This is a genomic window from Cyanobium sp. CH-040, assembly GCF_024346135.1.
In the GTDB taxonomy this organism is placed as follows: domain Bacteria; phylum Cyanobacteriota; class Cyanobacteriia; order PCC-6307; family Cyanobiaceae; genus NIES-981.
Genome location: NZ_JAGQCJ010000015.1, coordinates 1 through 12,483, shown reverse-complemented (window position 1 = coordinate 12,483; position 12,483 = coordinate 1). Strand labels below are relative to the sequence as shown.

The 12,483-nt window shown below is 71.3% G+C and carries 12 protein-coding genes and 1 pseudogene; 3 read left to right on the top strand and 10 right to left on the bottom strand.

Annotated features, from left to right (window positions below; genetic code table 11):
• Nucleotides 1–154 precede the first annotated feature (154 nt).
• Complete coding sequence (gene pdhA, locus KBY90_RS12350; protein ID WP_254968949.1) at nucleotides 155–1,282, top strand: pyruvate dehydrogenase (acetyl-transferring) E1 component subunit alpha; 1,128 nt, start codon at nucleotides 155–157, stop codon at nucleotides 1,280–1,282.
• Between the two features lie 14 nt (nucleotides 1,283–1,296).
• On the opposite strand, the gene KBY90_RS12345 is transcribed toward pdhA, so the two are convergent.
• The 3 genes from KBY90_RS12345 to KBY90_RS12335 form a co-directional block, all read right to left on the bottom strand.
• Nucleotides 1,297–2,211 carry a histone deacetylase gene (locus tag KBY90_RS12345; protein WP_254969000.1) on the bottom strand — a complete coding sequence of 305 codons (915 nt, stop codon included), beginning with the start codon at nucleotides 2,209–2,211 and terminating at the stop codon, nucleotides 1,297–1,299.
• An 11-nt stretch (nucleotides 2,212–2,222) separates the two neighbouring features.
• Nucleotides 2,223–3,260 carry an RpoD/SigA family RNA polymerase sigma factor gene (locus KBY90_RS12340; protein WP_254968948.1) on the bottom strand — a complete coding sequence of 346 codons (1,038 nt, stop codon included), beginning with the start codon at nucleotides 3,258–3,260 and terminating at the stop codon, nucleotides 2,223–2,225.
• A 76-nt stretch (nucleotides 3,261–3,336) separates the two neighbouring features.
• A complete protein-coding gene (locus KBY90_RS12335) occupies nucleotides 3,337–4,878 on the bottom strand; it encodes an NAD(P)H-hydrate dehydratase (RefSeq protein WP_254968999.1) in 1,542 nt (513 codons plus the stop codon).
• Between the two features lie 144 nt (nucleotides 4,879–5,022).
• Between KBY90_RS12335 and mnmA the strand changes: the two genes are divergently transcribed.
• Nucleotides 5,023–6,240: a tRNA 2-thiouridine(34) synthase MnmA gene (gene mnmA / locus KBY90_RS12330; protein ID WP_396122588.1), complete on the top strand. Its 1,218-nt coding sequence runs from the start codon at nucleotides 5,023–5,025 to the stop codon at nucleotides 6,238–6,240.
• On the opposite strand, the gene KBY90_RS12325 is transcribed toward mnmA, so the two are convergent.
• From KBY90_RS12325 to KBY90_RS12310, 4 genes are all read right to left on the bottom strand, one after another.
• A complete protein-coding gene (locus KBY90_RS12325) occupies nucleotides 6,241–6,486 on the bottom strand; it encodes a 2Fe-2S iron-sulfur cluster-binding protein (RefSeq protein ID WP_254968947.1) in 246 nt (81 codons plus the stop codon).
• Nucleotides 6,486–7,991 (bottom strand): cobyric acid synthase, encoded by a 1,506-nt coding sequence (locus tag KBY90_RS12320; protein ID WP_254968997.1) that lies wholly within the window; start codon nucleotides 7,989–7,991, stop codon nucleotides 6,486–6,488. Before KBY90_RS12320 ends, KBY90_RS12325 begins: the two co-directional genes overlap by 1 nt.
• A 46-nt stretch (nucleotides 7,992–8,037) precedes the next feature.
• Complete coding sequence (locus KBY90_RS12315; protein ID WP_254968996.1) at nucleotides 8,038–8,379, bottom strand: Npun_F0494 family protein; 342 nt, start codon at nucleotides 8,377–8,379, stop codon at nucleotides 8,038–8,040.
• Between the two features lie 77 nt (nucleotides 8,380–8,456).
• Nucleotides 8,457–9,203: a YcgJ family protein gene (locus KBY90_RS12310; protein WP_254968946.1), complete on the bottom strand. Its 747-nt coding sequence runs from the start codon at nucleotides 9,201–9,203 to the stop codon at nucleotides 8,457–8,459.
• A gap of 109 nt (nucleotides 9,204–9,312) precedes the next feature.
• On the opposite strand from KBY90_RS12310, the gene KBY90_RS12305 reads away from it, so the two are divergent.
• Nucleotides 9,313–9,918, top strand: a complete 606-nt coding sequence (locus tag KBY90_RS12305) for a nucleoside triphosphate pyrophosphatase (protein ID WP_254968945.1) — start codon at nucleotides 9,313–9,315, stop codon at nucleotides 9,916–9,918.
• Between the two features lie 34 nt (nucleotides 9,919–9,952).
• Here the strand turns inward: KBY90_RS12305 and KBY90_RS12300 are convergent, their stop codons facing one another.
• From KBY90_RS12300 to KBY90_RS12290, 3 genes and pseudogenes are all read right to left on the bottom strand, one after another.
• Nucleotides 9,953–10,744 carry a YcgJ family protein gene (locus tag KBY90_RS12300; protein ID WP_254968944.1) on the bottom strand — a complete coding sequence of 264 codons (792 nt, stop codon included), beginning with the start codon at nucleotides 10,742–10,744 and terminating at the stop codon, nucleotides 9,953–9,955.
• Nucleotides 10,745–10,959: 215 nt separating this feature from the next.
• The gene (gene psbC, locus KBY90_RS12295) at nucleotides 10,960–12,348 is read right to left on the bottom strand and encodes a photosystem II reaction center protein CP43 (protein ID WP_254968943.1); all 1,389 of its coding nucleotides are present in this window, start codon (nucleotides 12,346–12,348) and stop codon (nucleotides 10,960–10,962) included.
• Nucleotides 12,332–12,483 (bottom strand): annotated as a pseudogene (locus KBY90_RS12290) (photosystem II D2 protein (photosystem q(a) protein)); the annotation flags it as partial. The gene psbC and the pseudogene KBY90_RS12290, both read right to left, overlap by 17 nt.

The following is a 12,483-nucleotide window of genomic DNA, read 5'->3' as shown; positions in this document are numbered from 1 at the left end:
CATGGACACTGCCGCTGCTGCCGGACCCCGTAAAGTTCGCCCACCAGAACTGGCTTCTGCACCGCTTCTGCACCGCTTCTGCACCGTCAGCCAGGCGAAGGCATCCGCAGCTTTCTGACACCCGCAGCTTTTCGACACCAGCAGCTTTTCGACGATGACCCAGGCAGACACGAGCCGTGACGCGACCGGCGGGACGCTGGAGGCCTCCGGAGCCCCCGGCTGTTCGGCCGAGTCCACCCACGTTGCCGGGCCCCATGCCGAGCGCCTGGAGAATCTCTATCCGGGAACTCCGGCCACCGTCGACCGCGAGCAGGGCCTGGTCCTCTACCGCGACATGGTGCTGGGCCGGCGCTTCGAAGACAAGTGCGCGGAGATGTACTACCGCGGCAAGATGTTCGGCTTCGTGCACCTCTACAACGGCCAGGAGGCCGTCAGCACGGGCGTGATCAAGGCCATGAAGGCCCAGCACGACTGGTTCTGCAGCACCTACCGCGACCACGTGCATGCCCTCAGCTGCGGCGTGCCGGCCCGCGAGGTGATGAGTGAGTTGTTCGGCAAGGAGACCGGCTGCAGCAAGGGCCGCGGCGGCTCCATGCACCTGTTCTCCCGGGAGCACCACCTGCTCGGCGGCTATGCCTTCATCGGCGAGGGCATTCCCGTGGCCCTGGGAGCCGCCTTCACCAGCCGCTACAAGCGCGACGCGCTGGGCGATGCCTCCAGCGATTCCGTCACCGCCGCCTTCTTCGGTGACGGCACCTGCAACATCGGCCAGTTCTATGAGTGCCTGAACATGGCGGCGCTCTGGAAGCTGCCGATCCTGTTCGTGGTGGAGAACAACAAGTGGGCCATCGGCATGGACCACAACCGCGCCACCAGCGATCCGGAGATCTGGCGCAAGGCCGCCGCCTTCGGCATCCCCGGCGAGGAGGTGGACGGCATGGATGTGCTGGCCGTGCGCGCCGCCGCCCAGCGCGCGATCGAGCGCGCCCGGTCCGGCGAGGGGCCCACCCTGCTGGAGTGCCTCACCTACCGCTACCGGGGCCATTCCCTGGCCGACCCCGATGAGCTGCGGGCGCAGGCCGAGAAGGAGTTCTGGGCCCAGCGCGATCCGATCAAGCGCCTGGCCGTCCATCTGACCGAGCACAACCTGGCCAGCGGCGACGAGCTCAAGGCCATCGACAGGGAGATCGATGCCGAGGTGGCCGATGCCGTGGAGTTCGCCCTGGCTGCTCCGGAGCCCAGCGGTGAGGAGCTCACCCGCTACATCTGGGCCGAGGACTGAATCCCAGGCCCGGATCAGAGGCCGTGCAGCCGGGCCTGCTCCGCCGCGGCCCGGAACACCAGGCTGTGCCGCTCCACCAGACGGGGCAGGACGTCGTAGCCACCGCCGATCACCGTGGCCACGGCGATCCCTCGCCGCAGGCAGGCGTCCAGCACCAGGTGATCGCGCCGCAGCAGGCCGGCGCTGCTGAGGGCCAGCCGGCCCAGCCGGTCGTGGCGGTGGGGATCGACTCCGGCGTTATAGAGCACCAGCTGGGGCCGCAGCCGCTCCAGCAGCTCGGGGATCAGGTCGCCGATGGCGGCGATGTAGGCGTCGTCCTCGAGGCCGTCCGCCAGGGCCACGTCCAGGTCGCTGTGGGCCTTGCGCAGCGGGAAGTTGCTGGCGCAGTGCACCGACACCGTGAACACCCGTGGCTCGCCGGCGAAGATCGCCGCGGTGGCGTCGCCCTGATGCACATCCAGGTCGACCACCATCACCTGCCGCACCGCTCCCTCCTGCAGCAGCACCCGGGCGGCCACTGCCACGTCGTTGAAGATGCAGAAGCCGCTGCCGGCGCTGGCGAAGGCATGGTGGGTGCCGCCGGCCAGGTGGCAGGCCAGGCCGTGGCGCAGGGCCAGCCGCGCCGTGAGCACGGTGCCGCCCACCGACAGCCAGGTGCGCCGCACCAGTGGCGCCGTGGCCGGCAGGCCGATGCGCCGCTGCTCCCGCTCCCCGAGCTCGCCCCGGCTGAAGGCCTGGTGGTAGCGGCGGGGGTGCACCAGCTCCAGCCAGCGGCGGGGCGCCGGCAGGGGCTGGTGCAGCTGGGCGGGGTGCGCCAGATCGCGCTCCACCAGGCACTGATGCAGCAGCCGGAACTTCGCCATCGGGAAGCGGTGGCTGCTGGGCAGCGGCGCCGAATAGGCCGGGTGGTAGATGAGGGGAGGCCGCAGCGGGCGCAGACTCAGAGCGTGCTGGGCATTCTGCGGGTGAGATTGCGCAGCTTGCGCAGGGCCTTCAGTTCCACCTGCCGCACCCGCTCCCGCGACACGTCCAGCTGCCGGCCGATCTCCGCGAGGGTGTGGCGCTCCTGGCCCTCCAGCCCGAAGCGCAGTTCCAGCACCTGCCGCTCCTGATCGCTGAGGTGGCTGAGCCAGCGGCTCAGCTGCTCGTGGTGCATTCCCCGCTCCACCCGGTCGAGCGGTTCCTCCACGGCGGTGTCGGCAATCAGATCGCCCAGGAAGCTGCGGCCCTCGTCGCCGTTCACCGGCGCGTCCAGGCTGGAGGTGGTGAGGGCCTGACGCAGCAGGCCATCCAGCTCGGCGACCGGCATGCCCATGGCCTCGGCGATCTCGCTGCGGCTGGGCATGGAGCCGAGCTTGTGGGCCAGGTCGAGGCTCACCTTGCGGATGGCACTGAGGCGCTCGGTCAGATGCACCGGCAGCCGGATGGTGCGGGACTGGCAGGCGATCGCCCGGGTCATGCTCTGGCGGATCCACCAGAAGGCATAGGTGGAGAACTTGTAGCCGCGGGTGGGATCGAATTTCTCAACAGCGCGCTCCAGCCCCAGCGAACCCTCCTGAATCAGATCCAGGAGTTCCAGTCCCTTGCCCTGGTATTTCTTGGCCACGCTCACCACCAGGCGCAGGTTGGCCTTCATCATGCGCTGCTTGGCCCGCTGGCCGATGCGCAGCACCTTGCGCTGCTGAATGCTGAGCTCGCCCGCCGCGCCGTCAGCGGATGCGGGGCTTCCGTGGGGCACTGAAGGATGCACAGTCGTGCCGCCTGAGTTACTCTGCAGAGCAGGGAGTCGGGCCGGGTTGTGATCCTCCAGCAGCCGCATCATCGCCTGCACCTGGTTGCCCAGTTCGATCTCCTCCGCTGGTGTGAGCAGCGGTTCACGGCCGATGCTGGAGAGATACCAGCTCACTGGATCACTGCTTCGCCGCCTCTGTCCTTCACTGGCGCGCCCTTCGCTTGTCCGCAGGCTGGAGGCAGGCATCGCTGGACACGACGGGGCCCGTCACTATCCGGCAGGTTTTGTTGAAGCAATGGTGTTTTCAGTAACCCTTCAGCTTTTACTTGTAAAACAACACAGAGGCGTTCGCCAGGCAGCGGGCCACGGCCTGGGGTGAGGCCCCGCCCGCGCCGCGCTCCTGCAGGTGCAGGCCGGCGCCGGCATGGGCCAGGCCGGCCGCCGCCAGCAGGGCATCACCGGGATGCTCTGCCGCCGCCAGGGCCATCGCACCCAGCGCGGCCGCATACCCGGCCAGCACGTCCCCCAGGCCCGCCCGGGCTGCCGCCGGGGCCGCCTTTAGCACCTGCCGGCAGCCGCCGCCGGGGCCGGCCACCACGCTGCGGGCACCCTTGAGCAGCACAGCCGCACCGGTCTCGCGGGCCGCCGCCGCCGCCGCCGCCAGGGCCTCGGTGCCCCGCAGGTCGGGAAACAGGCGATCGAATTCCCCCCGGTGCGGCGTCAGCCAGGTGGGGCCGCGCCGCTGCCGCAACCAGGGGCCGGCGCCCTGGCCGGCCAGCCGGTTGAGGCCATCGGCATCCAGCACCAGCAGCCCCTCGAAGCGCTGCAACCGCTGCCAGGCTGCCGATTCGGCGTCTTCATCGAGGCCGCCATCCGCGCCGTCCAGCGGCGCGGCGCCCAGTCCAGGACCCACCAGCAGCGCATCGAGCCGCTCCAGATCGGCGGCCTCCAGCTGGCCCAGGGCCAGGTGGCCCCGGGCATCGCAGGCCAGGCGCCGGCTCACCACCACGTGGGGGTGAACGCTCCAGAGTCCGTCGGCCAGGGCCGAGGGCAGGGCGGCCCGGAGGCTGCCGCAGCCGGCGGCGCTCGCCCCTGCCAGAGCCAGGTTCGCCGCCCCCCGGTAGCGCTCGCTGCCAGCCACCACCAGCAGCCGGCCGCGCCCGTACTTGGCCGCCGCCGCCGGCAGGCGCGGCCAGGGGGCAGCGGCCAGATCGTCGGATCCGAGCCCCAGGGGCTGATCGGCGGGCAGCGCCGTCAGCAGCGCCGGCGGCAGGCCCAGGTCGAGCCGCCGCAGCTCGCCCACCCACTCCAGGGCGCCGTCCTGCACCAGGCCGGCCTTCAGCAGTCCCAGGGTGTAGGTGTGGCTGGCCCGGGCGGCTGTTCCCCCCAGGCAGCGGCCGCTGTCGGCGCAGAGGCCGGTGGGCACGTCGATCGCCACCAGCCGTCCCGGGCGCTGCAGCTCCCGCAGCCTGAACAGCTCCTGCAGGGCCGGCTCCGGCGGCCGCCGCTGGCTGATGCCCAGCAGCCCATCGATCCAGAGGCAGGCGGCGGCCGGATCCGGGGCGGCCTCCAGGCGCGGAATGCCCAGCCAGGCGGCATGGCGCAGGTGGCTGGCGGTGAGGGGCTTGTGGCGCTCGAACGGACTCCAGATCGCCACCGCCACCCCGGCCAGATGCAGTTCGCGTGCCACCACCAGGCCGTCGCCACCGTTGTGGCCCGGTCCCGCCAGCACCACCGCCCCCTGCCGCTCGAGCAGGCCGCCGTGGTCGGCCAGCAGCTGCCGGCTCAGGGCCAGGGCCGCCTTCTCCATCAGGGCCTCCACCGGCAGGCCGGAGGCGAAGAGATGCTCCTCCAGCGCCGCCATCTGGGCGCCGCTCACCAGCAGGTGGGCGGCGTCCCGCGGCGGCCAGGGCGGGGGTGTTGGCTCCGCAGGCGGGGCAATGGCAGTCACGGCAGGGGCAGGGCTCTGCGTCTCATGATGGGGAGAGACGACCGTGCCACCCAGTCCTTGACCGCTTCCTGCCCAGCTGGATCCGCCACTCTTGCTCCTGCGGCCACTTCTGCGGCCACTCCTGCGGGCGCGGCGGCCCTGGAGCGCCTGCGGTCCTGGCCGGGCGAGCACCGGCTGGCCGTGGGTCTCTCCGGCGGCGTCGACAGCTCCCTCACCGCCGCCCTGCTGGTGGAGGCGGGCTGGCAGGTGGAGGGTCTCACCCTCTGGCTGATGAGCGGCAAGGGGGCGTGCTGTGCCGAGGGCCTGGTGGATGCCGCCGGCATCTGCGAGCAGCTCGGCATCCCCCATCACGTGGTTGATTTCCGCGAGCACTTCCGCGAGCAGATCGTCGATTTCCTCGTTGAGGGCTACGCCGCCGGCGTCACCCCCCTGCCCTGCTCGCGCTGCAACCGGGAGGTGAAGTTCGGCCCGATGCTGGCCTGGGCCGAGGCCGAGCGCGGCATCGGCCGCATCGCCACCGGCCATTACGCCCGCGTGCGCCACGCCGAAGCCGGCGACCCCCTGCCCGTTCCCGGTGAGGCGGCCGGCCGCCATCAGCTGCTGCGCGGTCTCGATGGGCGCAAGGACCAGAGCTACTTCCTCTACGACCTGCCCCAGGAGTCCCTGGGCCGGCTGGTCTTTCCCCTCGGTGAGCTCACCAAGGCCGACACCCGCCTGGAGGCGGCCCGCCATGGGCTGCGCACGGCCAGCAAGCCCGAGAGCCAGGACCTCTGCCTGGCTGACCACCACGGCTCGATGAAGGCCTTCCTCGATGCCCATCTGCCGCCGCGCCAGGGCGAGATCGTGCTCGCCGACGGCACCGTGGTGGGCGAGCACGACGGCATCGAGCACTTCACCATCGGCCAGCGCAAGGGGCTGGGGGTGGCCTGGAGCGAGCCGCTGCACGTGGTGCGCCTCGATGGCGCCATGAACCGGGTGGTGGTGGCGCCGCGCCGGGAGGCGGCCCGCGACGGCTGTGATGTGGGGGCGGTGAACTGGGTGTCGATGGCGCCGCCCACCGAGCCGCTGGATGTGCAGGTGCAGGTGCGCTACCGCAGCGCTCCGGAGCCGGCCCTGCTCACCCCCCTGCCCGCCAGCGACGCCGACCGGGCCGCCGGCCGGCCCCACCGGGTGCGCCTGGCGTTCGCCGAACCCCAGTTCTCGATCACCCCTGGCCAGGCGGCGGTGTTCTATGCCGGCGAGGTGCTGCTGGGCGGCGGGCTGATCCAGCCCTGATCACCAGTAGGGATCCACCGCCAGCTCAACCGTCAGCTCGCCGCTGCGGCTGGGGGGCACGGTGGCGATGCAGGCCCGCACCACGCGACCGTTGACCTCGATCTCGCAGGCGCCGCAGCTGCCCCCCAGGCAGCCGGTGGGGATGGCGACGCCCGCCTGCCGGGCCGCCTCCAGCCAGGCGCTGCCGGCGGCCACCGCGCTGGTCGTGCCGTTCGGCCAGTGGATGGTGACGGTGCGGGAGGCCATCAGGGGGCGAGCAGCGGCTCCAGGTTGACGTGCTCCGTGAAGGCGCCGGCGAGGCGCTCCAGCAGCTGGTCCCGCTGGCGGCTGTGGTGGGGCTGATCGAGGCTCAGCGGGGGCAGGCCCCGGCGCCGGCGCAGCCGGTTGAGCCAGTGGCGTCGCCAGGGGCCGCTCTCGAACACCCCGTGCAGGTAGGTGCCGGCCACCAGGCCGCCGCGCTCGCCCACCGCCTGCCACCAGCCCAGCCCGTCGTCGCTGGCCAGGGCCCCGGGCGCGGGCGCCACAACGGTGGTGCGGCCGCGGTGCAGCTCGAAGCCCTCCAGCTCCAGAGCGTCCGGACACTCGCTGCCGCCGCCGTCGGGCGCGGCTGGCCAGAGGGCCTGGCTGCGGCGCTGGCGCAGGGCCTTGGTGCCGCCGAACACGGTGCGCAGCGGCAGCAGATCCAGTCCGCGCAGGCGGCTGGGGGCAGCACCCTCGAGGCCCTCGGGGTCGTGGAGCTCCCGCCCCAGCAGCTGCAGGCCGCCGCAGAGGCCGAACACATGGCCGCCGGCGGCCAGGTAGCGGCGCAGCTCGCCATCCAGTCCGGCGCGGCGCAGGGCCGCCAGGTCGCCCAGGCTCTGCTTGCTGCCCGGCAGGATCACGGCATCGGGATTGCCGAGGGGCTCACCCGGCCGCAGCCAGCGCAGCCGCACGCTGGGTTCGGCCTCGAGGGGATCGAGGTCGGAGAAGTTGCTGATCGAGGGCAGCCGCAGCACGGCGAGCTCCAGCTCGGCGCCGGCCTTGCGGCCGCGGCGCTCCAGCAGGTCGAGGGAGTCTTCCGGAGGAAAGAGCTCCTCCAGCCAGGGCATCACCCCCAGCACCGGCACCCCCGTGTGCCGCTCCAGCCAGCACCGCCCCTCGTCGAACAGTTCGCGGCGGCCGCGGAAGCGGTTGATCAGCAGCCCGCGGATCAGGGGCCGCTGCACCGGGCTGAGCAGGGCCAGGGTGCCGACGATCTGGGCGAACACCCCGCCCCGCTCGATGTCGGCCACCAGCAGGCAGCGGGCGCGCAGGAACTGGGCCAGGCGCAGGTTGGTGAGGTCGCGGGCCTGCAGGTTCACCTCCACCGGGCTGCCGGCCCCCTCCAGCACCAGGCGGCCGCCGGGGTGAGCGGCCTGCAGCTCGTCCAGCCCGGAGCGGATGGCGGCCCAGCCGGGCCGGAACCAGTCGCGGTAGTAGTGCTCGGCGCGGGCCGTTCCCACCGAACGGCCCATGTGGATCACCTCGCTGGTGGAATCGCCCCGGGGCTTGAGCAGCACCGGGTTCATGCTGTGGTGGGGTTCGAGCCCGGCGGCCCAGGCCTGCAGCGCCTGGGAGTAGGCCATCTCCCCGCCTGTCCGGTCCACCCAGGCGTTGTTGCTCATGTTCTGGCCCTTGAAGGGCAACGCCTGTTCGCCGCGGCGGCGCAGGGCCCGGCAGAGCGCCGCCGTCATCAGCGATTTGCCGGCACCGCTGGAGGTGCCCAGCACCATCAGGGCCGGTGGCGGCTGGGCCGGCTGGGGCATCAGGAGCGGGCCATCAGAGGCGGGGACGGCGGCGGCGGAAGTGTTCCAGCATCCGCTCCCGCAAGCCGGCACGGGGGATCTCGCCCTGGATCTGCGCCAGCAGGCGGCGTCCCATCGGCGTCAGCCGCACCCGCTCGGTGAGGCCCTGACCGTCCACCTCGCGGCGCAGCACCCCCAGCCGGATCAGCCAGATGAAGTGGGCTTCGGCCCGCTCGGGCGAGACCGGCAGGAAGCAGAGCCGGCGCCAGTCCTGGCTGGACGCCAGGCTGCCGCTGCTCAGGGCCGTCTCGCCCACCTGGTCGTAGAAGGCGCGCCGGAAGGGCAGGCAGCGCAGGGAGCGGCTGGCGCGACGCAGGGCACGGCGTTCATCGACCGGGGGAGGATCTGCCGTGGCCCCGGCGGCAGGCGTGCGGGGATTGTCGGTGGGGCTGCTCAGTTGGAGCCTCCGGAGAACAGCGCGTCGATCTCGGCGCCCCTGCCCGCGGCGCGGGGCTGGGCCAGGGGCAGCAGGCTGTGCTCCCGGGTGGCCACCAGGGTCATGTCGCTCCAGCGGAACAAGCCGGTGTAGCCGTGGTTGCGGAAGTCCACCGGCCAGGTGCCGGTGGCGTCCTCGAGCTCGAGGGTGTCACCCCGGCGGCGAAACACGTAGCGGCGGCCGTCTGCGGTGGACACGGCGTAGCGGCTGATGCCGGAGTCACGGCTCACCACCCGCAGATCACAGTTCCCGTCGTAGACGGCACGGCCGCGCTGGCTGAGGCTGCACAGCCCGCGCGATCTGCTCACCTCCCTGTCCGGGTTCGGAGAGGCGGCGAACAGATCGCGGGTGAGTGCATCGCTGACGCGTTTCCGGCGGGAATCGGTCCAGCAGGTGCTTTCGCGGACGCTGCACACCGCACCGTTGCTGAGCCGGAACTCGCTGGCCGGCGGCCGGCCGCTGAGGCTGGCGCTGAGCCGCAGGGCGGCCGAATTGCCCAGATGCTGGCGGGTGAGATCGACCGAGGGGCCGCTGCCGTTGAAGCAGGTCATGGCGATGCGGTCGCACACCACTCCAGGGGCCGGACTGCTGATGCCGCCGAACATCTGCAGCTGGGCCTGGGCCGGCGCCATCCCCAGGCTGACGGCGGCCAGCACCGGGAGGGCGCGCACGGCGGAGCGCACGGCAGGGCGGAGGGGCGGCATCGGCAGGACTCCCGGGCGCGGGCACAGGTGATGGGTACGGTACGAAGGCAGCGGTCCGATCGGCACGCTCCCGTGGCCGTTGCCTGTGTCCCTGTTCCCCAGGTGCCCGATGCTGGTGCTCGCCTCGGCCTCCCCGGCCCGCCGCCGTCTGCTGGAGCAGGCCGCCATCCCCCACCGGGTGGTGGTGAGTGGCGTGGACGAGGAGGAGATCGTGGACTCCGATCCCCGCCGCCTGGTGCAGCGCCTGGCCCGGGCCAAGGCCGAGGCGGTGGCAGCCCGCCTGGACCCGGCCGCGGCGGCGGAGCCAGCGCTGGCCGTGCTGGGTTGTGACTCGCTGCTCAGCGTCGACGGCGCCGTGCATGGCAAGCCCGCCGACGCCGCCGAGGCCGTGGCGCGCTGGCAGGCCATGGCGGGCCGCTGGGGCGAGCTGCACACCGGCCACTGCCTGATCCGCCCTTCGCTCAGCCTGCCGGTTCACCCGCCGGCGCCAGAGCCCGCTCCCCTGCTGGCGACGGTCACCACCAGGGTGCTGTTCGCCGACATCGATGAGAACGAGATCCGGGCCTACGTCGCCAGCGGCGAGCCCCTGCGCTGCGCCGGAGCCTTTGCCCTGGAGGGGCAGGGCGGGCTGCTGGTGGAGCGGCTCGATGGCTGCTTCAGCAACGTCATCGGCCTCAGCCTGCCGTTGCTGCGGCGCTGGTTGCAGCCGCTCTGATCCGCAGAGGCCGTTGCTTGCGTGACCGCGGCCGTCAGCGCTCCATGAACAGCTGGCTGATGCCGTCGCTCTGAAGACGGCCCAGGGGCAGCGCCGGGTGTTCGCGCGTGGCCACCAGGGTCATGTCCCGCCAGCGGAACACGCCGGTGAGGCCGTGATCCACGAAGGTGGCGGGCCAGCTGCGGTCGCCGTCGCTCACCTCCAGGCGGCCGCTGCGGTCGCTGAAGGTGAGCTGGCTGCCATTGGGCTGCCGCACCACATAGCGCGTGACGCCCCGCTCGCTGTTGGCCACCCTGCGCAGGGCGCACACGCCGCTGTACATCTCGCGGCTGCCCCGCATCAGGTTGCAGAGACCCGCGAACCGGTTCACCTCCCGCTGGCCGCCGATGCCGGCGCCGGCGAACAGCTGTTCGCTGAGCTGGGTGGCCACGGTGCGGCGGCCGAAGGCCTCGCTCCAGCAGGTGCGGGCGCGGACATCGCAGAAGCTGCCGTCGCTGAGGCGGAACTCGGTGGGTGCCGGCTGACCGGAGAGCTGGCGGGCGAGCCGCCACTCGGCCCAGGAGCCCATGTGCAGCCGGGTCTGCGGCAGCGAAACGCCGCTGCCGTCGTAGCAGATGCGGGTGGCGGTGTCGCAGATCACCCCGGGAGCGGGGCTGCTGATCGCGGAGCTGACCACTCCTGAGGGATTGCGGCCCTGCGCTGCCCAGGACTGGGCCGACACCGGGACGGGCGCCAGTCCGGCGGTGCCGAGCACGGCGGTGGTGAGGGCGGTGGCGCTGAGGGCGAGGCCCGTGCGCGTTGCCCTGTTGGATTTGAAGGAGATCATCGGTGTGTGTGAAGAGCCGTTCCGCACCTGATTGCGGTGCTGCTGTGAACGTTATGGATCACACAGGTCTGATCTCTGACAACTTCCCGCGCAGATCTGACTGAATCTGACGTCTGCTTCGGCAGCAGGACGCTGGCCCAGCAAAAAGCCCCCGCCGCATGGCGAGGGCTGGCTGGTCATTCCTCGGGAAGAGGGTGGAAGCTGATCGTTGCGGATCAGTCCAGATCGGGCATGGCCAGCGTGGGCTCTGCCTGACGGTCGATGCCCTTCTCGAAACCGGCGGCGGCGGCGCGGGCGCGGCCGGCGTGCCAGAGGTGACCCACCAGGAAGAAGAAGGCGAGCACGAACTGCGTGGACGCCAGCCACTGGCGGATGTTCACGAAGTTCACCGAGTTGGGCTCGGTGATGATGCCGCCCACCGAGTTGATGGAGGCGTTGGGGGCGTGGGTCATGTATTCAGCCGCGCGGCGCACCTGCCAGGGCTGGATGTCGTTCTGGAGCTTGTCGAGGCTGAGGCCGTTGGGGCCGCGCAGGGGCTCCAGCCAGGGGCCGCGGAAGTCCCAGAAGCGCATGGTCTCACCACCGAAGATGATCTCGCCGGTGGGGGAGCGCATCAGGTATTTGCCCAGACCGGTGGGACCCATGGCGGAGCCGATGTTGGCGCCGAGGCGCTGGTCGCGCACCAGGAAGGTGAAGCTCTGAGCCTGGGAGGCTTCGGCGTTGGTGGGTCCGTAGAACTCCGAGGGGTAGGCGGTGTTGTTGAACCAGATGTAGGCGCTGGCGATGAAGCTCATCAGGCTCAGGGCGCCGAGGCTGTAGCTCAGGTAGGCCTCACCGTTCCAGATGAAGGCGCGACGCACCCAGCCGAAGGGCTTGGTGATCACGTGCCAGATACCACCGAAGATGCAGATCAGGCCGATCCAGATGTGGCCACCGATGATGTCCTCCATGGAGTCCACACCGATGATCCAGCCCTCGCCTCCGAAGGGGGCGCGGGTGAGGTAGCCGAAGATCACCCCGGGGTTGAGGGTGGGGTTGCTGATCAGGCGCACGTCGCCGCCGCCGGGGGCCCAGGTGTCGTAGACGCCGCCGAAGAACATGGCCTTGAAGACCAGCAGCAGGGCGCCGACGCCGAGGAGAATCAGGTGATAACCAATGATGTTGGTCATCTGATTCTTGTCGCGCCAGTCCTGGGAGAAGAAGGAGGAGTAGTTCTCCAGGATCTCGGGGCCGCGCAGGGCGTGGTAGAGGCCGCCGAGGCCGAGCACGGCGGAGCTGATCAGGTGCAGCACGCCCACCACGAAGAACGGATAGAGGTTGGTCACCTCACCGCCGGGGCCGACGCCGTAGCCGAGGGTGGCCACGTGCGGCATGCAGATCAGGCCCTGCTCGTACATGGGCTTGTCGAAGGTGAAGTGGCTCACCTCGAACAGCATCATGGCGCCGGCCCAAAACACCATCAGACCGGCGTGGGCGACGTGGGCGCCGAGCAGGCGACCGGAGAGATTGATGAGGCGGGCGTTGCCGGCCCACCAGGCGTAACCGGTGGAGTCGAGGTCCTTGCCCCCGACACTCACCAGGCCGGAATTAAAGGGCGTTTCCACGGGGCAGTACCTCTTCAGGGAAGACGAAGTTTTCGTGCGGCTGGTCAGCCGGTGCCATCCAGGCCCGGATGCCTTCGTTGAGAAGGATGTTCTTGGTGTAGAAGGTCTCGAACTCCGGGTCCTCGGCGGCGCGGA

Coding starts and splice junctions, on each gene's coding strand:
- KBY90_RS12305 (WP_254968945.1), top strand. CDS start 9,313: ATGCTGGTGCTCGCCTCGGCCTCCCCGGCCCGCCGCCGTCTGCTGGAG.
- KBY90_RS12335 (WP_254968999.1), bottom strand. CDS start 4,878: ATGGCGGCGCTGGAGGAGCATCTCTTCGCCTCCGGCCTGCCGGTGGAG.
- KBY90_RS12310 (WP_254968946.1), bottom strand. CDS start 9,203: ATGCCGCCCCTCCGCCCTGCCGTGCGCTCCGCCGTGCGCGCCCTCCCG.
- pdhA (WP_254968949.1), top strand. CDS start 155: ATGACCCAGGCAGACACGAGCCGTGACGCGACCGGCGGGACGCTGGAG.
- KBY90_RS12320 (WP_254968997.1), bottom strand. CDS start 7,991: ATGGTGCTGGGCACCTCCAGCGGTGCCGGCAAATCGCTGATGACGGCG.
- KBY90_RS12325 (WP_254968947.1), bottom strand. CDS start 6,486: ATGGCCTCCCGCACCGTCACCATCCACTGGCCGAACGGCACGACCAGC.
- KBY90_RS12300 (WP_254968944.1), bottom strand. CDS start 10,744: ATGATCTCCTTCAAATCCAACAGGGCAACGCGCACGGGCCTCGCCCTC.
- KBY90_RS12340 (WP_254968948.1), bottom strand. CDS start 3,260: ATGCCTGCCTCCAGCCTGCGGACAAGCGAAGGGCGCGCCAGTGAAGGA.